This window comes from Mycobacterium conspicuum (genome assembly GCF_010730195.1).
GTDB classification, from domain to species: domain Bacteria; phylum Actinomycetota; class Actinomycetes; order Mycobacteriales; family Mycobacteriaceae; genus Mycobacterium; species Mycobacterium conspicuum.
The window spans coordinates 5,637,805-5,659,589 of sequence record NZ_AP022613.1 but is presented as its reverse complement, the minus strand read 5'-3'; the positions used below and the strand labels follow the sequence as shown (position 1 = coordinate 5,659,589).

Here is a 21,785-nt window from a genome sequence, read left to right as displayed (position 1 = left end):
AAGTTTTGTCAATTATGACGAAACTGCGTCGGCCCAGGTGCCAGAGATGCCGTCACGCAGCGATTCGAGCGCCGTATGCGACATCCGCGCCAGCTCGCCGAGCGATCGATCGTCGCCAACCATCCATGCTTCCATCGCGCCGAACACCGCGGCCGCGATGCAGCGAGCGGCCACCGTGATTCGCAGCCGCGCATCCGAGGTGTACTCGGCCCGGCGGCTGCGCCTTTCCAGTTGTCCCGCAATCGCATCCGCGAGGTCGGCCTGGACATCCCGAATGTGGCGAACGATGCGGCCCTGGTCCAGGCCGCCGACCCTCAGCGTTGCGATTTTCGTGACGGCTTCAACGTCATACGGGAACGCGAAGATCGCCGATTGCACGGAATCGATGATCGGCTCGTCGTTCGGTCTGGCGTCGAGCGCGGCGCGGAACCAGTTCAGCCCGGTGTAGTCGGCGAACAGCAGATCGTGCTTGGACGTGAAATGTCGATAGAACGTCCGCAACGACACCCCGGCGTCGGCCGCGATCTGTTCGGCCGACGTGTCCTCGACGCCCTGGGCCAGAAATCGCACCACCGCGGCTTGGCGCAGCGCCTCGCGGGTGCGTTCGCTGCGCGCCGTCTGCGCGGGCCGGACCATGCCAGTAAGGTACTCCCCCCGATGTCCCCTATGTCGCGTCAATTTGTCAATATTGACAAAACTTCGGCGGTGGGGTGAGACTGCGCCCATGGTGTCACTTATCGTCCACGCCGTCCTCGGGATCTCCGTCATCGCCTGGATCGTCGCGGCCAACCAACGCGTGTTCGCCAAACCCGGCGCCGGTCCACTGTTTTCTCCACTGGAATGCGTCTACTACGTCGTCGGCATCGCGTCGGTGGCACTGGGCTGGTACTTCAACATCACCTACGTGGAGGAGTACTCGCACGGAGGGTCTACCAACCCGTTGTGGGGTGAACACGGCAGCTGGGCCGAATACATCAAGCTGATGTTCACCAACCCGGCCGCCAGCTCGGCCAGCCAGGACTACACGATCGCCAATGTGGTTCTGCTGCCGATCTTTACCATCGTCGACGGCTATCGCCGCGGGCTGAAGCACCCCTGGCTGTATTTCGTGTCGAGCCTGTTCACCAGCTTCGCCTTCGCGTTCGCCTTCTACTTCGCCACCATGGAACGGCAGCGCCGACACGACCAGGCCCGAGAGACCGTAGACGCCTAGGGCTTGGTCGCACGCCAGCGTTGGCGTGCGGCATTGGCGTCGATAACGACGTCGGTGAATCCGGCCTTGCGCAGCCTCTCGGCGAGATTCGTTGGCGGGATTGGGTTGTAGGTGTCCGCGATGTGCTTGAGCCGAAACGACAGCGACGGCACCCCGTCACTGCCGGCAAACGTGCAGCCCGGTTGCAACACCCGGAATGCCTCGGCTAACAACCGATCCTGTAATTGGGCGCTGGGCACATGGTGCAGCATCGTGAAGCACACCACGGAAGTGAAGTGGCCATCGGGCAGCCCGGTGTCGGTGCCGTCGCCGTGGATGATCTGTGCGCGATCGCCGTAGCGCCGGTTCAGCCGATCCGCCATCGACCGGTCCACCTCGACGGCGGTGAGCGAGTCCGTGCGCTCGAGCAGTGCGCGCGTCGTCGCCCCGTAGCCCGGCCCGATTTCCAGGGTCCGCGGGCCGAGCTCGACCCCGTCCAACGCCCACGGCAATAACTGGTCGGCCACCATTTTCGCCCAGTTCGAAGAGCTGCAGCGGTATCGGTGCAGGAGATTCATCGCCATGCCGGAAACGCTATGCGTCCGGCGCGTCCGCGGGCTTCCGATATTCTGCCGTCTTATGTCGGAAATCGGCCACCGCGCGTTCGTGACGTCCTCGCTGTCGCTCCCCGCGGGCGCGCGCATCGAGCGGCACCGCCACGACGCGCATCAGATCGTGTACCCATCGTCGGGTGCCGTCTCGGTGACAACCCCGGCGGGCACCTGGATCACCCCGGCAAACCGGGCGATCTGGATACCGGCGGGTTGTTGGCACGAGCACCGGTTCCACGGCCACACCCAGTTCCACGGTGTCGCGCTGGATCCGCAGAGGTACCGCGGCGGCCCCACAGCGCCGACCGTGCTAGTGGTAGGCCCGCTGATGCGAGAACTCATCGTCGCGTGTTCGCAGGCTGACGAGACCCATGCCGCCGAACACCATCGCATGCTCGCCGTTCTGCATGATCAGATACGGAACACGAGAGTCCTTGAGCCACTGTGGATTCCGATGCCCGTCGACGCCCGTTTGCGCCAAGCGTGCGCGCTGATCGCCGACAACCTGACGGAGCCGTTGAGCCTGCGGCAGATCGGCGACCGGATCGGCGTCGGCCAACGCACGCTCAGCCGCCTGTTTGCCGACGAACTGGCAATGACCTTCCCCCGGTGGCGCACCCAGGTGCGCCTGCACCACGCGGTGATGCTGCTGGCCGAGGATCACGACGTCAGCTCGGTCGCGCTGCAATGCGGCTGGGCCACCCCCAGCGCGTTCATCGACACCTACCGCCGCGCCTTCGGCCACACCCCGGGTCAGTCGAGACTGCTTGCGGCTAAACGTAATTCGCGCAGCGCCTCGCATGCCATGGCACCCAGGTCTTGGTCTGGATCCGAGTCCGGCTCGGCCCAGCGAGCGTAAGCCGACTTGAAGGCCAGGGCACCGAGTTCGGCGGCCAACGACGCAGTCGACTCGGGCACACCGCGGGAGCGCAGCGCGTCAGCCATCGCGAGGGCCAACCCAATCTGTTTGAGCGCGTTGCGCTCCTGAAGCTCGGCGCTGGCGGCGATGGCGGCCTTGAGCCGGGGCGCGAGCTCCCGGTTGAACGACGTGAACGCGGCGGCGGCCGACTTCAAACCGGAGCCCACCGCGGCCAGCGGTGTCGCGTCGGGCGGCGCCGCGGCGACGCCCTCGCGGAGTAGTTGTGCGATGGCGTCCTGGCCGGCCGCGAGCACGTCGCGCTTGTCGGGGAAGTGCCGAAAAAACGTGCTCTTGGTCAGCCCGGCCCGCTCGGCGATCTCGGCGACGGTGGTCTGGTCGTAGCCGCGCTCGTTGAACAGATCCAGTGCGGCGGCGACCAACCGCCCACGCGCATCGGGTTCCCAACGAGCCATGAGCCCACCATAGTGATGCGACCTTTATCGCATCGCGGGTATACAGTGATGGGATAACAGTCGCATCACATGAACGGAGCTGCAAAATGCGGGTATTCGTCACCGGCGCCAGCGGGGGAATCGGCTCGGCCGTTGTCTCACAGCTGATCGGCGCCGGCCATCACGTCGTGGGCCTGGCTCGATCCGAAGCCTCGGCCGCGACCGTCGCCGAACTCGGCGCCGAGCCGCTGCGCGGCGACATCACCGACCTCGACGTTTTGCAGAAGGCGGCGATCGACGCCGACGGCGTGGTCTATCTGGCGTTCTCGCACGACTTCAGCGCGGCTGGGGATGCCGTAGCAGACGAAGCGCGTGCGGTCGGCGCGCTCGGCGAGGCACTCGTCGACACCGGTAAGCCGCTGGTGCTCGCGAACGGCACGCCCGCGGCGCCCGGACGTCCGAGCACCGAGGACGACCCTTTCGCCACCGAAGGTCCGGTGGGCGGACGCGGCCGCACCGGCCAGGCCGTCGTGGATCTGGCCCAGCGCGGTGTGCGATCCGCGGTGGTGCGGCTGCCGCGGTCGGTACACGACGCCGGCGGACGCTACGGCTTCGCGAGCATCCTGATCCAAGCCGCGCGCCACAGCGGCGTGTCGGCCTACGTGGGCGACGGAACTCAGCGCTGGCCCGCGGTCCATCGCGACGACGCGGCGACGTTGTTCCGGCTTGCCCTCGAACAGGCCCCGGCCGGTTCGGTGCTGCACGCGGTGGGCGACGAGGGGGACCCGATGCGGGCGATCGCCGAAGTGGTCGGCCGACGGCTGGGTCTTCCTGTGCAATCCGCTCCGGCCGAGAATTTCGGCCCGCTGGGTGTCGTGTTCGCCGCCGACCAGCCGTCATCCAGCGCAGTGACCCAGCAGCGGTTCGGTTGGCGGCCAACGCATCCGAGCCTGCTCGAGGACCTCGCAACCGGCGACTACCCCGAGTAACGGGGTTAGCGCGGCGTCAGCAGGTCGGTGCCCACAAACGGCACCAGCGCGTCCGGTACCCGCACGCTGCCGTCGGGCTGCTGGTGATTTTCCAGGATCGCCACTAACCACCGGGTGGTGCCCAGCGTGCCGTTGAGCGTGGCCGCGGTCTGCGGCTTGCCGTTCTCGTCGCGGTAGCGGGTCGCCAGTCGGCGCGCCTGAAAGGTGGTGCAATTCGACGTCGACGTCAGCTCGCGGTAGGTGCCCTGTGTCGGCACCCAGGCTTCGCAGTCGAACTTGCGGGCCGCCGATGAACCGAGATCACCTGCGGCGACGTCGATCACGCGATACGGGACCTCGATCTGCGCGAGCATCTGGCGCTGCCAGCCCAGCAGCCGTTCGTGTTCGGCCTCGGCCTGGGCGGGCTCGCAGTAGACGAATCCCTCGACCTTGTCGAATTGGTGCACCCGAATGATGCCGCGGGTGTCCTTGCCATAGCTGCCGGCTTCGCGGCGGAAGCATGACGACCAGCCCGCGTAGCGCAGCGGCCCACCGGACAGGTCCAAGATCTCGTCAGCGTGATAGCCGGCCAGCGGCACCTCGGAGGTGCCCACCAGGTAGAGGTCGTCGGCCTCGACCCGGTAGACCTCCTCGGCGTGGGCGCCAAGAAATCCGGTGCCCGCCATAACTTCTGGGCGCACCAGCACCGGCGGGATCATCGGGATGAACTCGTTCTCGACCGCCAACCGCAACGCCAATTGCAGTAGGCCCAGCTGTAACAGCGCCCCCCGGCCGGTCAGGAAGTAGAACCGCGAGCCGGAAACTTTGGCACCGCGCTGCATGTCGATGAGGCCGAGCGACTCGCCGAGGTCGAGGTGGTCCCTGGGGTTATCCAACCGCGGTGGCTCGCCCACGACGTCGAGCACCGCGTAGTCGTCCTCGCCACCGGCGGGCACGGGATCCAGAATCACGTTCGAGATCGCCATGTGCGCCGCGGTGAACGCCGCCTCGGCCTGGGCCTGCGCGGATTCGGCGGCCTTCACCTGCTCGGCGAGTTCCTTGGCGCGCGCCAACAACGCGGGGCGCTCATCGGCGGACGCGGAGCCCACGCTCTTGCTGGCGGCCTTTTGTTCGGCGCGCAGGGAATCGGCGGCAGAAACCGCGGCGCGCCGATCGGTGTCGGCCCTCAGCAACACATCCACCAGCGCCGGGTCTTCGCCACGGCTGCGTTGAGACCGGCGCACTGCGTCGGGGTCCTCCCGGAGCAACTTCAGGTCGATCACGGCCGCAACACTACTTTTGACGTCCCGGTCAGGTCGCGCCAGATGGCCGCCCACGGGCATCGGCGCCTCTCACGCAACATTGGCAACATTCGTCACGCGGCCGCGTTGGTGCTGTCAGAATGGATCCGATGTCCGACGCGCCCGAAGAGGCTGTACCCACCGGCGAGAGCGAACCGATCGACGAGCCAATCGCCGATGTCGTCGACGCGCCTGCCGATGACGAGGCCCCCGAGCCACCCGCCGACGGGCCCACCACGGAGCTTCCCGCCGTGCCCGTCGAGCCCGGCGAATCGCCGACAGACCCGGCGGACGGCTTCCGCTGGCCACGCGGGCTGCAGGCGACGGCGACCAGGCGCGCGCTGCTGCTCACCGCCCTCGGCGGCCTGATTATCGCCGGGCTGGTCACCGCCGTTCCGGCCGTCGGCACCGGACCGGGGCGGCTGGCGGGCTACATCGACAGTGATCCCATTCCCAGCACGGGCGCCCGGAGCAACTCCGCCTTCAACCACGCGGCCAGCGGCGACTGCCTGATGTGGCCGGACGGCAACCCGGACGCCGCCAACATCGTCAAGTGCACAGACGACCATCGCTTCGAGGTCGCCGAGTCGCTGGACATGCGGACCTTCCCCGGTTCGGAGTACGGGCCCAATGCCGCTCCCCCCACGCCGGCCCGCATTCAACAGATCACCCAGGAACAATGCGAAGCCGCGGTGCGGCAGTACATGGGCCCCAAGTTCGATCCCAACAGCAAGTTCAGCGTCAGCCTGCTGTGGTCCGGGGACAGGGCGTGGCGCCAATCGGGCGACCGGCGCATGCTGTGCGGGCTGCAGCAGCCCGGGGCGAACAACCAGCAGACCGCCTTCAAAGGCAAGGTCGCTGACATCGACCAGTCCAAGGTCTGGCCGGCCGGTACCTGTCTGGGCATCGACTCGGCCACCAACCAGCCAATCGACGTTCCGGTCGACTGCGCGGCCCCGCACGCGATGGAGGTGACCGGCACGGTCAACCTGGCCGAGAAGTTCCCCGCTGCCCTGCCCGCGGAACCGGAGCAGGACGGGTTCATCAAGGACTCGTGCACCAAGATGACCGACGCGTACCTCGCGCCGATCAAGTTGCGCACCACCACCCTGACGCTGATCTATCCCACGGTGTCGCTGCCGAGCTGGGCGGCCGGCAGTCGGGCGGTGGCGTGCAGCATCGGGGCGACGCTCGGCAACGGCGGCTGGGCCACCTTGTTGAACAGCGCCAAGGGGCCGCTGCTGATCAACGGCCAGCCGCCGGTGCCCCCGCCGGACATCCCCGAGGAACGGCTCTCCCTGCCCCCGATCCCCGCTCAAGCTCCGGCTCAGGCCCCGCAGGCCCCGCAACAGACCTCGCCGCCCGATGCCATCCCGCCGGGCAATCAACATCTCCCCAACCAACCGGCGATGACGGTGCCGCAGTCCCCGGCGCCCCAGGCGCCCGCTGCGCCGCAGGCGCCGGCGCCGGCGGACGGCGGGGCACCTCCACCCCCGGCGGACGGGGGCGCGCCGCCACCGCCCGCGCCGGGCGAACCCGCCCCGGGCACCTAGCCCGAGTGGCTGCGCGGATGGACCCGCAGCGGTTCGACGAGCTGGTCTCTGACGCGCTCGATCTCATCCCGCCCAAGCTGGCCGCCGCGATGGACAACGTCGTGGTGTTGGTCGCTGACCGCCACGCCGAGGAACCCGACCTGTTCGGGCTGTACGAAGGGGTCGCGCTGACCGAGCGGGACTCCGACTACGCGGGTGCGCTACCGGACACCATCACGATCTACCGCGAGGCGCTGCTGGACGCCTGCGATTCCGACGACCAGGTCGTCGAGGAGGTGGCGATCACCGTAATCCATGAAATCGCGCACCATTTCGGCATCGACGACGACCGGTTGGAAGAGCTGGGTTGGGGGTAAAAACCGGCGCCCGGTGGGCGCGGCACCCTGATTTTGTCCCCGCCCGGTGCTATGAACGGCGTATGAGCACGGGCTGTCGCGACTGCCGGGCTGGCTTGGATCACTGCCACGGCACGATGATTCACCACGCGTTACACCGGTCGGAATGCACCGAGCCGGATTGCACCACCCCGGAGCTGACGCTGCACAGCTTCGTCATCGACTGCGACGCCGTCGGCTGCCGTTGCTGGGAAGAATCGATCGCGGTAGCTGTCTAAGTAGCTGTCTAGGGCGGTCCGCTCAGCCCATCGGGTCGCTGCTGGACGTCACGGCCTCGGTAACGGCGTGGGAGTCGGGCTTGGGATAGAACGGCGGGTTCAGCGTTCCCCATCGCACGCAGCTCCACCGCCCGTCGGTGACGGGTGCCAAGACCACCGACTGGGCGTTTTCCAGGTGGTTGTCCAGCGCAAAGTTTGCGTCCACTCCGGCGAGCACGGCCGAGGCCAGCCGGATCGCCGCGCCGTGGCTGACCACGATGATGTCGCCGGTGAAGTCGTCGTCGTCGAGATAACGCATGCGCAGATCGGTGAGCACCGGCACGTACCGGTCCAGGACGTCGTTGCCAGTTTCGCCGCCGGGCAGCGGCACGTCGAGCTCGCCGTGATGCCACCGTTCGTAGATGGCGTTGAAAGCGGCGACGGCCTCGTCGTCGTTGCGGTCTTCCAGCTCGCCGACCTGCGCCTCGTGGATGCCGACGACCTCGTGGGCGGGAACGCCGAGTGCGGCGCCGATGATGGCGGCCGTCTCCGACGCCCGGACGGCCACGGAGTGCGCGAGCAGTGCCGGCCGCCCGAACCCCTGGGCGAACGCCAGCGCCTGATCACGGCCCAGCGGGGTCAGCGCCGCGCCCGGCGGCCGGGTGTCCAGCCTGCGTTCGACGTTGCCGTATGACTGGCCGTGCCGTAGCAGCACCAGCCGTCCGCTCACCGCTGCGACCCCTCGGGCTTGCCCGCCTGCAGTCGTTTGAGCCAGCGCGACGCTTCGTCGGGTGGCGCTGGCGCGGGCTGCTCGGGGCCGACGGCCGGCCTTGTCGGCCAGGACCCGAGGTAGCGCACGTCCGCACAACGGCGGTGCAGCGCCTTGAGCGCCTCGGCGACCGCGTCGTCGTCGATGTGGCCGACGCAGTCGACGAAGAACAGGTAGGTGCCGAGTTCGGTTCGGGTGGGCCGGGATTCGATCCGGGTGAGGTCGATGCCGCGGATGCCGAACTCGGCCAGCGCGGCCACCAGCGCGCCGGGCGCGTTGTCGATACGGAGCACCACGGAGGTGCGGTCGGCCCCGGTGCGCGCCGGCGGTGGGCCGGGCGGCCCGACGAGGACGAAGCGGGTGCAGGCGCTGGATTCGTCGACCACACCCTCGGCCAGGGTCGCCAACCCGTAGTGGATGGCGGCCAGCGGCGAGGTCACCGCGGCGTCGACCTGACCGTCGGCGACCTGCCGTGCCGCGTCGGCGTTGGAGTACGCCGGCCGTAGCTCGACCTCGGGCACGTGCGCGGCGATCCACCGCCGCACCTGTGCCGCCGCCACCGGGAAGGCCGCCAGCGTGCGCACGTCAGCGGCGGTGCGCTCGGGTTTGACCACGATGCTGAACGTCACGTCCAACGTTGTTTCGGCGTACACCTGCAACGGGGACCCGATGGCGAGGCTGTCCAGGGTCGGCGACACGGATCCGTCGATCGAGTTCTCGATCGGCACGCACGCATACTCGGCGGCGCCGCCGCGGACGGCGTCCAGCGCCGCCGGCGTGCTCTCCAGCGGCAGTTGTCGCAGGGCCTCCGGCTGGAGGCCGGGCACCAAACCGGCGGTCGCCATCTGCAGCAGGGCCGCCTCCGTGAAGGTCCCTTCCGGACCGAGATAAGCGATGCGGGCCACGCTGATAACCCTAGTGGCGCGTGATCGCCGATCGAGGCACTTGCGGTGTCCTCGTCTAGTGGGTTAAGTTAGGCTTACCTAATTACGGTAAGCGTGTTCACCAAGGAGGGTAATGATGTTACCACTGGCTAGCGCCACGCAGACGACCGCGGAGCGCATCCGCAGCGCCTGTGTGCGAGCCAGCGGTGCGCTGCTGGCCTTCGAGGCCGGCGCCGGAGAGGAGCCGGTGGCCACCCCCATCCATCACCTGCTCGCCGACGGATCGTTCGCCGTCGCGGTCCCGGTCGACCGATCCACGGATGCGGCCTCAGGCTGTCAAGCGCTGTTGGAGCTGATCGACTACGCGCCGCTGCCCGTGCGCGAACCGGTCCGCTCCCTGGTGTGGGTGCGCGGCCGGCTGCAGCCGGTCCCGGGTTTCGCCGTGCCCCAGACGCTCGACCTGATCGCTGCCCAGAACCCCAGCCCCGCGCTGCTGCAAGTGGAGACCCCGAGATCCCGACCGGCTGCCGCCGGCGAGACCCGCTACGGCCTGATGCGGCTCGAGGCGGCCTCCGTCGTCGTCACCGACGCGACGGGCGCCGAGCCGGTCAGCCTGACGGACTTACTCGCAGCCCGGCCCGACCCCTTCTGCGAGATCGAATCAAACCTGCTCTGGCACATGGCGACCGCGCACAACGACGTCGTCGCGCGTCTGGTGTCCAGGCTGCCGGCGCCACTGCGACGCGGCCGGGTGCACCCGCTGGGCCTCGACCGATACGGGATGCGCTTTCGCATCGAGGACAGCGACGGCGACCACGACGTCCGGCTGCCCTTTCACAAGCCGGTGGACGACATGGCCGGATTGAGCCAGGCCATCCGGGTGCTGATGGGTTGCCCGTTTTTGAACGGGCTGCGCGCGCGCCGATAGCGCTGCGTCCGATCCCGGCTCCAGGCACGTACGTTGTCGAGGTGGACGGTGACCAAGCCCCGCGGGGGTCGCCTCGACTGGAACCTTCGCAGGTAATTCGCCGCGAGGCGGCCCCGCCGCGACCGCCGGACCGCAGACGGCCCCCGCCGCCGGCTGCCCCGCGTCCTCGCCGCCGGCCGCCGCGTGCGGCCGCTCCTACCGCACGCCCCGTCGCACCGAAGATGCGACGCAAACGCCGCGGGGGCCGGGTGCTGGTGGTGAGCCTGTTGGTCGCGCTGCTGCTGGCCGGCGTCGGCGTGGTCGGCGGGGCCGTGTGGTTCGATACGTCCCTGCGTCGCGAGCCGGCGCTGACGGATTACGCCGACCGCCCGGCGGCCGGCCGCGGGACAAACTGGCTGCTGGTGGGGTCGGACAGCCGGCAGGCGCTGTCCGTCGAGCAACAACAAGCACTATCCACCGGCGGCGACATCGGTAACGGCCGCACCGACACCATCCTGCTGATCCATCTGCCGGCGTTGGGGTCCAGTACGCAGCCGACGGCGGTGTCGATCCCGCGCGATTCATACGTGCCGATTCCCGGCGCCGGCGGAGGGGGCAAGGACAAGATCAACGCCGCGTTCGCCATCGGCGGGGCTCCCCTGCTCACCCAGACCGTCGAGCAAGCCACCGGGCTGCGCCTGGACCACTACGCGGAAATCGGATTCGGCGGGTTCGCCGGCCTGGTCGACGCACTGGGCGGGATCAGCCTCTGCCTGCCTGAGTCGATCACCGATCCCCTCGCCGGCATCGACCTCCCGGCGGGTTGCCAGCGGCTGAACGGCCGCGATGCGCTGGGGTACGTCAGGAGCCGGGCCACGCCACGGGCGGATCTGGATCGCATGGCCAACCAACGGCAGCTCGTCTCGGCGCTGCTGAACCGTGCCGCCAGCCCGGCGGTGTGGCTCAATCCCTGGCGCTGGTATTCGGTCCCGCGCGCCGCGCTGGACGCCCTGACCGTAAACCGGGGCGACCACGTGTGGGACCTGGCCCGCCTGGGGTGGACCCTGCACGGATCCGTCACCGCGATCACGGTCCCGATCGGCGAATTCACCGACAGCGATGCCGGATCGGTGGCGGTGTGGAACCACGATGCTGCGCGCACGCTGTTCGACGCGCTCGCCTCGGATTCCCCGGTGCCGGCTGCGCAGACTTAGCCGACTCAGCCGATTTGGCCGTCCCCGTCGTTACGCGCGTTGTCCAACCACGCTTTGGTGCGACCCGGGTGATTGGTGGCGATCCAGGCCACCCCGGCATCGCGGCAGAAGTCGATGTCGCCGTACTCGTCCACGGTCCAGCAGTACACCGCCCTGCCCTGGGCCAGGGCACGATCCGCGAGTTGGGGATAGTCCCGCAGTGCGGCCAGCGACGGACCCACGGCCGTCGCCCCGACGGCGGTGGCCGCGCTGCTGGCCAGGTAGCGGGCCGTCCTGCCGAGCAGGACCGTGGGCAGCAGCGGCGCGGCCCGCCGGATCCGCCACACGGCGGACGCCGAAAACGACATCACCACCGCGCGGGACCGGTCCGCCGAGGCCGGCGAGGCGATGCCGAACCGGTGCAGCAGGGCCAGCAACTTGCTTTCGACCAGCGAGCCATATCGGACGGGATGCTTGGTCTCGACGAAGATCTTGACGGGTCGATGCCAGTCCAAAACGAGCGAGACCAGGGCGTCCAGCGTCAGCAGGCTGGTGTCACCGTGCGCGCCGTCCGGACGCCAGCTGTCGTGCCACGAGCCGTACTCGTGCTCGCGCAGTTCGGCCAGCGTCATCGTGCTGACCAACCCGGCCCCCGTCGAGGTCCGGTCCAGCCGGCGATCATGGACGCACACCAGGTGGCCGTCGCGGGTGAGCCGCACGTCGCATTCCACCCCGTCGGCGCCCTCCTTGAGGGCAAGCTCGTAGGCGGCCAGCGTGTGTTCCGGCCGCGCGGCCGAAGCGCCGCGGTGGGCGACCACGAACGGGTGTCCGGTGAGCACCTCGTCGGCCGCCGTCATGACCACTATGCTGCCGGTTCCTGCCCGGCCAACTCAACCGGAGCAGCAGATCGGGGTCCGGGAGTGCCATCCGGCCTCACCACCACCCAGCGGTGCGTCGGTCGGTGCACCGGTTTGCGCTCGAACCCTTCGAAGACCCGGGCCGCGCCCGCGACGGCGACCGCCGCAAACAGGTACGCGAACACCATCATGACGGTGTTGTTGGCGATGCCCTGGGAGTCGGTGGCAAAGCTGGAGGCGAACGCGAAAATCGAAACGACGTAGCTGAAAATCCACGCGATCCACCACAGCATGATCGGTCGCTGCAACCGGGCGTAGTGATTTTCGAGCGTGGCCAGCTCGATGACGTAGACCGGGGCCCACAGCAGGTGGGCGAACGGCACTAGCCCGCCGACCCAAAACGCCCGCGTAGAGCGTTGTTCGGGCAGCGCGTAGTGCGAGAACGCGGCGCCGCGTCGCGCGATCAGCCATCGGATCAGCACCACGACGCACACGATCAGAGCGACGATCGCGGCCACGCTGGCCGCCACTGAAAGCCAGTCCGCGGCGCCGGCCACCACGGAGTTCAGCAGGGTGTTCCGGTTGATGACCAACAGCACGTAGCGCAGGACATACACCAGCGCCGCACTGGCCAGGGTCAGCACGGTCAGGAACAAGGTGGTACGCACGGTTGGTGCGGTCGGCCCTTTTCGCGCGGGTGCTTGCGGCGTCTCGGGCGCTTGCTCGACGCGGTCCACGAGGCCCCACCGGGGTATCACGGCGTAGCGCGGTGTGGGCCCCAGGTGGCGCCGCCTGCGTCGAACGGGCGGCGCGGCGCCAGGCCGAACGGCTATCCAGCGGAAGCCCGGCGGCAGCTGTGGCGGCGTGCGCGGAAACGCAGCCGGCCGTTGAACCGGCGCGGGCGCCGGTGCGGCCAGACGCGTCGGCGGGCCACCGCGCGGACTCCACCGCGGGTCGGGCGGTGGCGGCGCATCAGCGAGTGGCGCCAGCAGCGCCCCGCGGCAGCGGGGGCACCATTCGCGCCTGCGGTCGCGGACATTCCACCGCGTTCCGCACTGTGAACACACCTGGATCACCGGACAAGCGTAGCCCGGCCGACGACGCCACCCGGGGACCGATCAAGCGGCAGACGCGACCCGACCCCCCGACGAGCAACGAACGCCGCTCCGCCTCTGCGCCGATCGCGCAGGTGGCGCGGGACGACTGGCAATCAACCCCGCGGCTGGCTGGCCTATCCACAGTTTGCACACTCTTATCCACAGTGGCTGTGACCATCTGTGCAGGCCCTATCGGCCGGCGGGGCCGTAACTGTGGATAACGTCCGCGCCCCGCATGCGCCGGCAAACACCGTCCCGCGAGACGGCCGGGAAACCGCCAGGAAAGCGGCGCTGCCGCTGGGAGAGTTTCCATGCGGCCCGCAAGCGGCTATGATCGCGGTCACAGCAGTGATCCAACTCACTGCAGTGGGGCGAAAGCGCAGGTGAGGGGCGTTTAATGGCAACGCATTCGTTCGGTACGGGGCCGGGGGCCCCGTCGAACTCGTACTCCGGCGCGCCGGCGTGGAGCCAGTCCTACAGCGTCGCCGCGCTACGTGCCGGCCTGATCGCCCTGGCGCTGCTGGCAGTCCTGGCCATCATCGTCTTGTCTTGACGGTCCCGTCTTGAACTCACGCCGACCGGGTATCCGGTGGCTCTAACAGTCGCGGTCGTTCTTGCGGCACGGGCGCTCTTAGAGCAGGGTTGATTAGGCTAGCCGTCGCGCGGCAGCCTCGCGCGAACGAGCGGTAGACGACCATCAAGGATCAAAGGAAGGAATGCCGTGGCGGAATACACCCTGCCCGATTTGGACTGGGACTACGCAGCGCTGGAACCCCACATCTCCGGTCAGATCAACGAGCTTCACCACAGTAAGCACCACGCCACCTACGTCAAGGGCGCCAACGACGCCATCGCCAAACTCGAGGAGGCTCGCGCGAAGGATGACTTTTCCGCGATCCTGCTAAGCGAGAAGAACCTGGCGTTCAATCTGGCCGGCCACGTCAACCACACCATCTGGTGGAAGAACCTGTCGCCGGACGGCGGGGACAAGCCGACCGGTGAGCTCGCCGCGGCAATCGACGACGCCTTCGGGTCGTTCGACACCTTCCGTGCGCAGTTCCACGCGGCCGCCACCACGGTGCAAGGGTCGGGATGGGCGGCGCTTGGCTGGGACACTCTGGGCCAGAAGCTGCTGATATTCCAGGTGTACGACCACCAGACCAACTTCCCGCTCGGCATCATCCCGCTGCTGCTGCTCGACATGTGGGAGCACGCGTTCTACCTGCAATACAAGAACGTCAAGGTGGACTTCGCCAAAGCGTTCTGGAACGTCGTCAACTGGGCCGATGTGCAGTCCCGCTACGCGGCGGCGACCTCTAAAACCCAGGGGCTGATTTTCGGCTGACCCTGTTCCCCATCGGGCTCGGGCGCCGCGCGGATCGCGTGGCGCCCTTGCCTTGTCCGCACAATTTGTAAACCCAAGCGCCGGTGGCCGTGTTGGGTTGCATAGGGCGCCAACCTTGCGCATCCTTAGTTATGGCTACCGGGTCAGATCAGCCAATCGAAATTGCTCCCTTCCATTCTCGCGGTGCCCTGAAAGGGTTTGTGATCTCCGGGCGTTGGCCCGATTCGACGAAAGAATGGGCCCAGCTGCTGATGGTCGCGGTCCGGGTCGCATCGTTACCCGGATTGCTTTCCACCACAACGGTGTTCGGCGCGCGTGAGGAGCTTCCCGACGAGCCCGAGCCCGGCACCGTGGGCCTGGTGCTGGCCGAGGGCACCGTCTTCGGCGAATCGGCAATCCAGCCAGGTTATTTCGCTGACCACCAGCCGCCGGCCCTGCTGATGTTGCATCCACCGTCAGAGACCACGCCGTCACTGCCGGAATGCACCGGGGCGGCATCGGGATGCGTATTGCTGCCGGGATTGCCATATCTCGGACTCGAGCACCGCGCGGCGTGGGTGGAGGCAGAAGCCGACGGCACCATCACGTCGATGGTGAGCCGGGTGGGCGTCGACCCGATCAGCCATCCCGACACCGCGATTCTGGCGATGTTGCTTGCGGCATAAGGCAATTCGGGCCGTATCGAAGTGTACGGGCGCTCGAACTACCTGGACTTCACGGCGCGTAGCTGCAGCCTTACCGCCGAGCCGGGGTGGTCCTGCCGGGTGTAGCGCCGCGTCGTGCCTGGGGCAGAGGCTCTCGGTCACGCCCTACCGGGATGAGAAGACTGGCGACGACCACAACCGGGTAGGGGTAGCACCTCGGGCTGTCGGCCATGGCCCAGGCCGCCGGCCCGGCGCCCGGTCCGGCGAGCTGGTTGCATCAGCGACTCCGAGTGGGTGCTGCCAGCTTGGCCGGCCGGCGGTCCCTGGCATTCGGATTGTGGATATTTTTCGACCGCGCATGGGGCAGGCGCTCGGTGGCATTTGCGGTTGCTGGAGCCGGTATCGTGGCGGCGGCCATCGCCGCCGCGATCTACCGGTCGCAAACCTCGCGACGGCGCCGAAGGCGGGCCCCAAGCGCCGCGCGACCACCGGAGTCCGCCTGAGTTGGCGACGACGCAGCAGCACCGGGCGTCCGCGCCGCGCGGGTCCGATGCATGCGCCGTAGCACGTAATCGCGGGCTGTCGCCGACGCACCGCCCGATCACGTGCAGCAAAGGAAGCGTTCAGCGAATCAGTGTCGATGTCGCGGTTGCCCAACACGGCGCATTTCCGCTTTACAGAGCGTTCTTGACTGCTTCGTAAATTACGACAGAGGGGAAGCCGCGCAGGTCGCTATTAGACGATTTCTGCGTATAGCCTGTGAATTTCGTTTCATGGCTAGACATCTGAGCTGCAGGGTTGCACGCTCTGCAGGGGCGGTCTGGCGTACCGCTTTGGACGCGAGTACCAAACCCACGAAGGTTTGCACTTTGTCGGTGCAAAAAACTGTCGCTAGGATGGTCAGCAAATGCCTGGAGCCACCAGTTCCCTCTTCAGTACCGTGGAGGTCTTACCAATGAGCACGACGTTCTCTGCCCGCCTCAACCGTTTGTTTGACACGGTGTACCCCCCGGGGCGCGGGCCGCACACCTCCGCCGAGGTCATCGCGGCACTCAAGTCAGAGGGCATCACCATGTCGGCTCCCTACCTGTCACAGCTACGCTCAGGCAATCGCACCAACCCGTCCGCGGCGACGATGGCCGCCCTTGCCAACTTCTTCCGCATCAAGCCGGCCTACTTCACCGACGACGACTACTACGCCAAGCTCGACAAGGAGTTGTCGTGGCTGTGCACGATGCGTGACGAGGGTGTGCGTCGGATCGCCATGCGGTCGTTCGGCTTGTCCCCGCAGGCCCAGCAGAACCTCGTCGAGCGGGTCGACGAGCTGCGCCGCGCGGAGAAGCTCGACGCATAAGCCCGCTGGCCGCCGCGCATAGCCGGCGGCGCCCCGGAAAACCAATCGGTTGTTCGCTCGGCCCGACCTGGCGGGTCGGCATCGGTTCATGCCGATTAGGGTTGGCTCACGGATCGCACACGCGAGAGCGACAGATAACGAGTCAGCGAGATTACCGGGAGGCGGCCGGGAATGGGCCTGTTCCGCAAGCGAAAGAGCCGCGCGACGCGTCGCGCCGAAGCCCGAGCGATCAAGGCCCGCGCCAAACTAGAGGCCCGGCTGATCGCGAAAAACGAAGCGCGTCGGATCAAGCAGGCCCAGCGTTCCCGCGACAAGGCGTTCAGGGCACAGGTCAAAGCTCAGCAGGACAGCGACCGCATGGCGTTGAAAGTCGCCGAGGCCGAACTCAAGGCGGCGCGCGAAGGCAAGCTCCTCTCGCCGACGCGAATCCGGCGGGCGCTGACGGTTTCTCGGCTGCTCGCGCCCATCCTGACCCCGGTGATCTACCGCGCGGCGATGGCCACCCGCGCCCTGATCGACCGCCGTCGCGCCGATCAGCTCGGGATTCCGCTGACCCAGATCGGCCAATTCTCCGGCAGCGGTGCGCGACTGTCGGCACGGATTGCGGGGTCAGAGCAATCGCTGCGGCTGGTGCAAGAAAAGAAGCCCAAAGACGCCGAGACGAAGCAGTTCGCGGCCGCGATCACCGAACGGCTCGCCGACCTGACTGCCGCCGTCACCGCTGCGGAGCACATGCCGGCGGCGCGGCGCCGCGCGGCCCACGCGGCGATTTCGTCTCAGCTCGACGGCATCGAGGCGGATCTGATGGCCCGGCTCGGGTTGACCTAAGCGGTGAAAGGCACTCGCAGCATTAATCGCATCGTGATCGCCGGCGCCCCGATCATGGCGGCCGCCGCGCTCTACGTCCCCGCCGGTACCGCGCTGGCCTCGGCGCATGTGCACGCCAGCAGCGACAACGCGGTGCGCGGTGGCACGGCGATCGTCACTTTTGAGGTGCCCAACGAATCCAATACCGGCGCCGCCACCACCGCGCTGACCGTCAGACTGCCCAACGTGGCGTCGGCGCACGCCGAGGCCATGCCGGGGTGGACGGCCAAGCTGGACCGCGATGCCGCAGCCGGCACCGTGCGCTCGGTGACCTGGACGGCCGCGCCCGCTGGCGGGATCCCGGCGGATCAGTTTGCACTGTTTAGGATCTCGGTGCAGCTGCCCGACGCCGCCACCGTCAGCTTCCCGGCCACCCAGACCTACTCCGACGGGTCGATCGTCAAGTGGGATCAGCCGGCCCAACCCGGCGGCGGCGAACCGGAATACCCGGCACCCACGTTGACGCTCGCGGCGGTGCCGCATGACCATCACGCGCCCGCCGTCGCGCAGCCCGGGCCCGCGGCCGACAACACCGCCCGCGTGCTCGGCGGGCTCGCCCTGGTCCTCGGCGCGCTGGGCCTGTGTCTGGCCCTGGTGCGTCGTAGGAGATGACGCGCCGACGGTATGTCACCAGGCTGGGACCGCTGCTGGCCGTCCTGGCGTTGGCCGCGACCTGGACTGCCCCGCTCGCGTCCGCGCACGCCGCGCGCGTGTCCTGTCAGCCCGCCGACAACGCGGTGCTGGCGGCCGGCCCCGCGCAGGTCAGCGCCACCTTCAACGAGCAGTTACAAACCTCGTTCGCGGCCATGGCCGTCGTCGGTCCCGACGGCAATTTGTGGTCCGTCGGCGAGCCCACCGTGCAGGGTGCCGTTGTCAGCGTCGGCCTGCGACCGCTCGGTCCGACCGGCAGCTACACGGTGAACTACCGGGTGACCTCCGCCGACGGCCATGTGGTGTCCGGGTCCTGGTCGTTTCGGCTGACGGTGGCCGGCACCGGCACTCCCGGGCCTGCGCCGGCCGCGACCGGGGCCGGCGGTGCCATCCCGACATGGCCGTTTGTGGCGGTGGCCGTGGTGCTGGTCGCCGGTGCTGCGTTGGGGGCTGGGTTGTGGGCGAAGCGTCGCCGGCCGGGACCGACCCGGTGACCGGGGCGCTCCGCGGCGTCCTGGCATGATGGATCCAACCCCCTTTTAGTACGCCACCTAGCTGTAACGACAACGCTGTAAAGGAGCGGCCGCATGGCAGACCCGCAGGACCAACCCGAGGGCCAGCCCGACGGCGCTTCGGAACCACCGGCCAAGAAGTCACCTCCCGACGCCGCGAAGAAGGCACCCGCCAAGAAAGCACCCGCCAAAAAAGCACCCGCGAAGAAGGCGCCCGCGAAAAAGGCGCCCGCCAAGAAGGCGCCCGCCAAGAAGGTCCAGCCCGCGCCACCTAAGCCCGCGGGCCAGCCCTTGGGACACGTGCAGCCGATCGAAACCAACGGCCAACTCGACGCCGCCAAAGACGCAGCGGCACACGCGAAGTCGACGGTGGAAAGCGCGAACGACCCGGTGTCCGGCGACGCGCATGCGCCGGCAGCGCGCACGCCGCAGGTGCCGCTGCTGGTTGCTCTGGCGGTCAGCGTGTTGGCCATCCTGTTGGTCCGCCAACTGCGCCGCCACTGAAGTGACGGTGACGTTTCGGCCAACCGCCGACCTCGTCGATGAAATCGGTTCCGACGTGCGCAGCTGCGACATGCAGTTTCGCCAGTTCGGCGGGCGGTCCGAGTTCGCCGGGCCGATCAGCACCGTGCGTTGCTTCCAGGACAACGCGCTGCTGAAATCCATACTCTCCCAGCCCGGTGCGGGCGGCGTGCTGGTGATCGATGGTGCCGGTTCCCTGCACACCGCACTCGTCGGCGACGTCATCGCCGAGCTGGCCCGCTCCAACGGCTGGTCCGGGCTGGTGGTCAACGGAGCGGTGCGCGACGCGGCCGCCCTTCGGGGCATCGACATCGGCATCAAGGCGCTGGGCACCAACCCACGCAAGAGCACCAAGACCGGGGCCGGGCAGCGCGATCTGGAGGTCAGCCTGGGTGGCGTGACGTTTGTGCCGGGCGAGATTGCCTATAGCGACGACGACGGCATCGTCGTCGTCGCTGCGGAACCTTAAACCGCCACTGGCGCAGGTTTTTTGGCGAATCGCAGACCCTCGTCTGCGATCTTCCCGCGCCGGATCAGCTGGATATCGCGCAGGTAGTTCTGATTCAGCCGCCACGGCGTGCGGTCACCCTGCTTCGGTAACTCATCCAGCGAGCGCAGCACGTAGCCGGGGGTGAATTCCATGAACGGGCGCTCTTGGATATCCGAACCCGGGTGCTCAACCACCACGGTGTCGAAACCGTTGTCGTCCATGTAGTTCAGCAGCCGGCAGGCGTATTCGGACACCAGGTCGGCCTTCAGCGTCCACGATGCGTTGGTGTATCCCACCGTGTAGACCATGTTGGGCAGACCGGACAGCATCATGCCCTTGTAGGCCATCGTCTCGGTGAGATTGGCCGGCTGTCCGTCGACGCTGACCGTCGCGCCACCGAACAACTGCAGGTTCAATCCCGTTGCGGTGATGATGATGTCGGCTGGCAACTCCTGGCCCGAGTTGAGCCGAATGCCGGTCGGGGTGAACCGATCGATGGTGTCGGTGACGACCTCGGCCGTCCCATTGCGGATAGCGCGGAATAGGTCACCGCTGGGTACCAGACACAGCCGCTGGTCCCACGGGTTGTAGTTCGGGCCGAAATGCTTCTCCACGTCGTAGCCTTCGGGCAGTCGGCGTTGAACGTAGCTCAGCAATATCTTTCGCATCGGCTTCGGGAACTTCTGGCACGCGCCGTACAGCAGCGACTGCCGCAGCACGTTCTTCCATCGCACCGCGAAGTAGGCCGCGTCTGCGGGCAGCCAGCGGTTAAGTCGCTCGGCCGTCTTGTCCCGCTTGGGCTGAGAGACGATGTAGGTCGGCGAACGCTGCAGCATCGTGACGTGCTTGGCACCCGAATTCGCAAGTGCCGGAATCAAAGTGACCGCGGTGGCACCGCTGCCGATCACCACGATGTTCTTGTCTGCGTAGTCGAGGTCCTCGGGCCAGTGCTGCGGATGGATGATCGGACCGGTGAAGTCCTCCGCGCCGTCGAACTTCGGAGCGTAACCCTGCTCGTAGTTGTAGTAGCCACTGCACAGGAGAAGGAATGAGCAGGTGAGTGTGCTTGGTGTGCCGTCGATTTCAAGCTGCAATGTCCAGCGGTTGTCGGCATTCGACCAGTCGGCCGCCAAGAGCTTGTGGTTGAGCCGGATGTGCTTGTCGATGCCGTACATGGCCGCGGTGCTTTTGACGTATTCGAGAATCGGGCCGCCGTCGGCGATGGCCTGGCGCTCGGTCCAGGGACGGAACCGGAAACCCAGCGTGTGCATGTCGGAGTCGGAGCGAATGCCCGGATAGCGGAACAGGTCCCAGGTGCCGCCCATCGCGGAGCGCTTCTCCAGGATGGCGTAGCTCTTGGTCGGGCAACGATCCTGCAGGTGCCAGGCCGCGCTCACACCGGAAATACCGGCGCCCACGATGACGACGTCGAGGTGTTCGGTCATGACCGTCACGTTATCAACGCAGTGTCGAGTCAGTCAACACACTGTCGAAACTCTCAACCATGTGTAAAGTAGCCCGAGTGAGTACCGCCAGTCCGACACGCGCCCCGCGGGGCAGGCGTTCCAGCCGCCCGTCGGGCGACGACCGCGAGCAGGCGATCCTCGCCACCGCCGAGCGGCTGCTGGCCGAGCGCTCCCTGGCCGACATCTCGGTGGACGACCTGGCCAAGGGCGCCGGCATCTCGCGCCCCACCTTCTACTTCTATTTCCCATCCAAAGAGGCGGTGCTGCTTTCCCTGCTCGAGCCGCTGATCGCCGTGGCCGACGCGGAGTTCGAGGGTGCGGGGCAATCGCCGAGCGAGGATCCGCGCGGGATGTGCCGAAACGTGATCCAAGCGTTCTTCACCGCGTTCAGCTCGCACCGTGCCGTCGCGCGGGCAGGTGTGGAGGCGCTGGCCACCAGCCCGGAGATCCGCGCCGTGTGGTCGGGCTTCATGCAAAAGTGGATCGACCAGACCGCGGCCGTGATCAGCGCCGACCGAGCGCGTGGTGCGGCACCGGAGACCATCCCGGCGGCCGACCTCGCGACGTCGCTCAACCAGATGAACGAGCGCACCATGATGGCCACCCTGTCGGCCGAGCACCCGGCGGTCAGCGAGGACAGCGTCGTCGACACCCTCACCCACATCTGGGTCGCCAGCATCTACGGCGGATCTCGCTAAT

The 21,785-nt window shown here is 67.8% G+C and carries 26 protein-coding genes and 1 pseudogene; 18 read left to right on the top strand and 9 right to left on the bottom strand.

What is annotated here, in order from left to right:
* Positions 1-12: 12 nt before the first annotated feature.
* A complete protein-coding gene (locus G6N66_RS26140; protein WP_085235037.1) occupies positions 13-636 on the bottom strand; it encodes a TetR/AcrR family transcriptional regulator in 624 nt (207 codons plus the stop codon).
* An 88-nt stretch (positions 637-724) separates the two neighbouring features.
* Between G6N66_RS26140 and G6N66_RS26135 the strand changes: the two genes are divergently transcribed.
* Positions 725-1,213, top strand: a complete 489-nt coding sequence (locus tag G6N66_RS26135; protein ID WP_085235038.1) for a DUF2834 domain-containing protein — start codon at positions 725-727, stop codon at positions 1,211-1,213.
* Here G6N66_RS26135 and G6N66_RS26130 read toward each other — a convergent pair.
* A complete protein-coding gene (locus G6N66_RS26130) occupies positions 1,210-1,776 on the bottom strand; it encodes a class I SAM-dependent methyltransferase (protein WP_085235039.1) in 567 nt (188 codons plus the stop codon). The two genes, G6N66_RS26135 and G6N66_RS26130, sit on opposite strands and share 4 nt — an antisense overlap.
* Before the next feature lie 55 nt (positions 1,777-1,831).
* Between G6N66_RS26130 and G6N66_RS26125 the strand changes: the two genes are divergently transcribed.
* Positions 1,832-2,662, top strand: a complete 831-nt coding sequence (locus G6N66_RS26125; protein ID WP_085235040.1) for an AraC family transcriptional regulator — start codon at positions 1,832-1,834, stop codon at positions 2,660-2,662.
* Here G6N66_RS26125 and G6N66_RS26120 read toward each other — a convergent pair.
* Positions 2,557-3,135 (bottom strand): TetR/AcrR family transcriptional regulator, encoded by a 579-nt coding sequence (locus G6N66_RS26120; RefSeq protein ID WP_085235041.1) that lies wholly within the window; start codon positions 3,133-3,135, stop codon positions 2,557-2,559. The two genes, G6N66_RS26125 and G6N66_RS26120, sit on opposite strands and share 106 nt — an antisense overlap.
* Before the next feature lie 86 nt (positions 3,136-3,221).
* Between G6N66_RS26120 and G6N66_RS26115 the strand changes: the two genes are divergently transcribed.
* Complete coding sequence (locus G6N66_RS26115) at positions 3,222-4,103, top strand: SDR family oxidoreductase (protein ID WP_085235042.1); 882 nt, start codon at positions 3,222-3,224, stop codon at positions 4,101-4,103.
* Positions 4,104-4,108: 5 nt separating this feature from the next.
* On the opposite strand, the gene serS is transcribed toward G6N66_RS26115, so the two are convergent.
* On the bottom strand, positions 4,109-5,365 hold the full coding sequence (gene serS / locus G6N66_RS26110) for a serine--tRNA ligase (protein ID WP_085235058.1): 1,257 nt from the start codon (positions 5,363-5,365) through the stop codon (positions 4,109-4,111).
* A 128-nt stretch (positions 5,366-5,493) separates the two neighbouring features.
* Here serS and G6N66_RS26105 point away from each other — a divergent pair, with 128 nt between their 5' ends.
* The 3 genes and pseudogenes from G6N66_RS26105 (at position 5,494) to G6N66_RS26095 (ending at position 7,549) form a co-directional block, all read left to right on the top strand.
* Entirely contained in the window at positions 5,494-6,936 is a 1,443-nt protein-coding gene (locus G6N66_RS26105) for a septum formation family protein (RefSeq protein WP_408632890.1), read from the top strand.
* Between the two features lie 5 nt (positions 6,937-6,941).
* A pseudogene (locus G6N66_RS26100) lies at positions 6,942-7,358 on the top strand (metallopeptidase family protein).
* A complete protein-coding gene (locus tag G6N66_RS26095) occupies positions 7,355-7,549 on the top strand; it encodes a hypothetical protein (protein ID WP_085235044.1) in 195 nt (64 codons plus the stop codon). The pseudogene G6N66_RS26100 and the gene G6N66_RS26095 overlap by 4 nt, the downstream one beginning before the upstream one ends.
* A gap of 22 nt (positions 7,550-7,571) precedes the next feature.
* Here the strand turns inward: G6N66_RS26095 and G6N66_RS26090 are convergent, their stop codons facing one another.
* Both G6N66_RS26090 and pheA read right to left on the bottom strand, forming a co-directional pair.
* Entirely contained in the window at positions 7,572-8,258 is a 687-nt protein-coding gene (locus G6N66_RS26090; RefSeq protein ID WP_085235045.1) for a histidine phosphatase family protein, read from the bottom strand.
* Positions 8,255-9,202: a prephenate dehydratase gene (gene pheA, locus G6N66_RS26085; protein ID WP_139825395.1), complete on the bottom strand. Its 948-nt coding sequence runs from the start codon at positions 9,200-9,202 to the stop codon at positions 8,255-8,257. Before pheA ends, G6N66_RS26090 begins: the two co-directional genes overlap by 4 nt.
* 115 nt (positions 9,203-9,317) lie before the next feature.
* Here pheA and G6N66_RS26080 point away from each other — a divergent pair, with 115 nt between their 5' ends.
* Together G6N66_RS26080 and G6N66_RS26075 are read left to right on the top strand one after the other, a co-directional pair.
* Entirely contained in the window at positions 9,318-10,109 is a 792-nt protein-coding gene (locus tag G6N66_RS26080; protein WP_085235060.1) for a DUF2470 domain-containing protein, read from the top strand.
* A gap of 251 nt (positions 10,110-10,360) precedes the next feature.
* Entirely contained in the window at positions 10,361-11,302 is a 942-nt protein-coding gene (locus G6N66_RS26075) for an LCP family protein (RefSeq protein WP_197747069.1), read from the top strand.
* Positions 11,303-11,307: 5 nt separating this feature from the next.
* Here the strand turns inward: G6N66_RS26075 and G6N66_RS26070 are convergent, their stop codons facing one another.
* Both G6N66_RS26070 and G6N66_RS26065 read right to left on the bottom strand, forming a co-directional pair.
* Positions 11,308-12,138, bottom strand: coding sequence for a glycerophosphodiester phosphodiesterase (locus G6N66_RS26070; protein WP_085235061.1), 831 nt, complete (start codon positions 12,136-12,138; stop codon positions 11,308-11,310).
* A gap of 5 nt (positions 12,139-12,143) precedes the next feature.
* The gene (locus G6N66_RS26065; RefSeq protein ID WP_085235048.1) at positions 12,144-13,214 is read right to left on the bottom strand and encodes a DUF4328 domain-containing protein; all 1,071 of its coding nucleotides are present in this window, start codon (positions 13,212-13,214) and stop codon (positions 12,144-12,146) included.
* Between the two features lie 418 nt (positions 13,215-13,632).
* On the opposite strand from G6N66_RS26065, the gene G6N66_RS28920 reads away from it, so the two are divergent.
* From G6N66_RS28920 to rraA, 9 genes are all read left to right on the top strand, one after another.
* Positions 13,633-13,788, top strand: coding sequence for a hypothetical protein (locus G6N66_RS28920; protein ID WP_169721531.1), 156 nt, complete (start codon positions 13,633-13,635; stop codon positions 13,786-13,788).
* Positions 13,789-13,956: 168 nt separating this feature from the next.
* On the top strand, positions 13,957-14,580 hold the full coding sequence (locus G6N66_RS26060) for a superoxide dismutase (protein ID WP_085235049.1): 624 nt from the start codon (positions 13,957-13,959) through the stop codon (positions 14,578-14,580).
* Between the two features lie 131 nt (positions 14,581-14,711).
* The gene (locus tag G6N66_RS26055; protein WP_085235050.1) at positions 14,712-15,245 is read left to right on the top strand and encodes a peptidase; all 534 of its coding nucleotides are present in this window, start codon (positions 14,712-14,714) and stop codon (positions 15,243-15,245) included.
* A 934-nt stretch (positions 15,246-16,179) separates the two neighbouring features.
* Positions 16,180-16,578 (top strand): helix-turn-helix transcriptional regulator, encoded by a 399-nt coding sequence (locus tag G6N66_RS26050; protein WP_085235051.1) that lies wholly within the window; start codon positions 16,180-16,182, stop codon positions 16,576-16,578.
* Between the two features lie 171 nt (positions 16,579-16,749).
* The gene (locus tag G6N66_RS26045; protein ID WP_085235052.1) at positions 16,750-17,406 is read left to right on the top strand and encodes a DUF6474 family protein; all 657 of its coding nucleotides are present in this window, start codon (positions 16,750-16,752) and stop codon (positions 17,404-17,406) included.
* 54 nt (positions 17,407-17,460) lie between these two features.
* Positions 17,461-18,057, top strand: a complete 597-nt coding sequence (locus G6N66_RS26040) for a YcnI family copper-binding membrane protein (RefSeq protein ID WP_085235062.1) — start codon at positions 17,461-17,463, stop codon at positions 18,055-18,057.
* Positions 18,054-18,590, top strand: a complete 537-nt coding sequence (locus G6N66_RS26035; protein WP_085235053.1) for a copper resistance CopC family protein — start codon at positions 18,054-18,056, stop codon at positions 18,588-18,590. Before G6N66_RS26040 ends, G6N66_RS26035 begins: the two co-directional genes overlap by 4 nt.
* A gap of 93 nt (positions 18,591-18,683) precedes the next feature.
* Positions 18,684-19,112, top strand: a complete 429-nt coding sequence (locus G6N66_RS26030; RefSeq protein WP_085235054.1) for an Rv3852 family protein — start codon at positions 18,684-18,686, stop codon at positions 19,110-19,112.
* Between the two features lies 1 nt (position 19,113).
* Positions 19,114-19,599, top strand: coding sequence for a ribonuclease E activity regulator RraA (gene rraA, locus G6N66_RS26025; protein ID WP_085235055.1), 486 nt, complete (start codon positions 19,114-19,116; stop codon positions 19,597-19,599).
* Here the strand turns inward: rraA and G6N66_RS26020 are convergent.
* Entirely contained in the window at positions 19,596-21,065 is a 1,470-nt protein-coding gene (locus G6N66_RS26020) for a flavin-containing monooxygenase (protein WP_085235063.1), read from the bottom strand. The two genes, rraA and G6N66_RS26020, sit on opposite strands and share 4 nt — an antisense overlap.
* 59 nt (positions 21,066-21,124) lie before the next feature.
* Here G6N66_RS26020 and G6N66_RS26015 point away from each other — a divergent pair, with 59 nt between their 5' ends.
* Positions 21,125-21,784: a TetR/AcrR family transcriptional regulator gene (locus G6N66_RS26015; protein WP_179968319.1), complete on the top strand. Its 660-nt coding sequence runs from the start codon at positions 21,125-21,127 to the stop codon at positions 21,782-21,784.
* Position 21,785 lies beyond the last annotated feature (1 nt).

What these genes read in the sequence shown, in the direction of transcription:
- G6N66_RS26140 (WP_085235037.1), bottom strand. Translation starts at nt 636, where the DNA reads ATGGTCCGGCCCGCGCAGACGGCGCGCAGCGAACGCACCCGCGAGGCG.
- G6N66_RS26135 (WP_085235038.1), top strand. Translation starts at nt 725, where the DNA reads ATGGTGTCACTTATCGTCCACGCCGTCCTCGGGATCTCCGTCATCGCC.
- G6N66_RS26130 (WP_085235039.1), bottom strand. Translation starts at nt 1,776, where the DNA reads ATGGCGATGAATCTCCTGCACCGATACCGCTGCAGCTCTTCGAACTGG.
- G6N66_RS26125 (WP_085235040.1), top strand. Translation starts at nt 1,832, where the DNA reads ATGTCGGAAATCGGCCACCGCGCGTTCGTGACGTCCTCGCTGTCGCTC.
- G6N66_RS26120 (WP_085235041.1), bottom strand. Translation starts at nt 3,135, where the DNA reads ATGGCTCGTTGGGAACCCGATGCGCGTGGGCGGTTGGTCGCCGCCGCA.
- G6N66_RS26115 (WP_085235042.1), top strand. Translation starts at nt 3,222, where the DNA reads ATGCGGGTATTCGTCACCGGCGCCAGCGGGGGAATCGGCTCGGCCGTT.
- G6N66_RS26105 (WP_408632890.1), top strand. Translation starts at nt 5,494, where the DNA reads ATGTCCGACGCGCCCGAAGAGGCTGTACCCACCGGCGAGAGCGAACCG.
- G6N66_RS26095 (WP_085235044.1), top strand. Translation starts at nt 7,355, where the DNA reads ATGAGCACGGGCTGTCGCGACTGCCGGGCTGGCTTGGATCACTGCCAC.
- G6N66_RS26080 (WP_085235060.1), top strand. Translation starts at nt 9,318, where the DNA reads ATGTTACCACTGGCTAGCGCCACGCAGACGACCGCGGAGCGCATCCGC.
- G6N66_RS26070 (WP_085235061.1), bottom strand. Translation starts at nt 12,138, where the DNA reads ATGACGGCGGCCGACGAGGTGCTCACCGGACACCCGTTCGTGGTCGCC.
- G6N66_RS28920 (WP_169721531.1), top strand. Translation starts at nt 13,633, where the DNA reads ATGGCAACGCATTCGTTCGGTACGGGGCCGGGGGCCCCGTCGAACTCG.
- G6N66_RS26055 (WP_085235050.1), top strand. Translation starts at nt 14,712, where the DNA reads ATGGCTACCGGGTCAGATCAGCCAATCGAAATTGCTCCCTTCCATTCT.
- G6N66_RS26050 (WP_085235051.1), top strand. Translation starts at nt 16,180, where the DNA reads ATGAGCACGACGTTCTCTGCCCGCCTCAACCGTTTGTTTGACACGGTG.
- G6N66_RS26045 (WP_085235052.1), top strand. Translation starts at nt 16,750, where the DNA reads ATGGGCCTGTTCCGCAAGCGAAAGAGCCGCGCGACGCGTCGCGCCGAA.
- G6N66_RS26040 (WP_085235062.1), top strand. Translation starts at nt 17,461, where the DNA reads ATGGCGGCCGCCGCGCTCTACGTCCCCGCCGGTACCGCGCTGGCCTCG.
- G6N66_RS26035 (WP_085235053.1), top strand. Translation starts at nt 18,054, where the DNA reads ATGACGCGCCGACGGTATGTCACCAGGCTGGGACCGCTGCTGGCCGTC.
- G6N66_RS26030 (WP_085235054.1), top strand. Translation starts at nt 18,684, where the DNA reads ATGGCAGACCCGCAGGACCAACCCGAGGGCCAGCCCGACGGCGCTTCG.
- G6N66_RS26020 (WP_085235063.1), bottom strand. Translation starts at nt 21,065, where the DNA reads ATGACCGAACACCTCGACGTCGTCATCGTGGGCGCCGGTATTTCCGGT.
- G6N66_RS26015 (WP_179968319.1), top strand. Translation starts at nt 21,125, where the DNA reads ATGTGTAAAGTAGCCCGAGTGAGTACCGCCAGTCCGACACGCGCCCCG.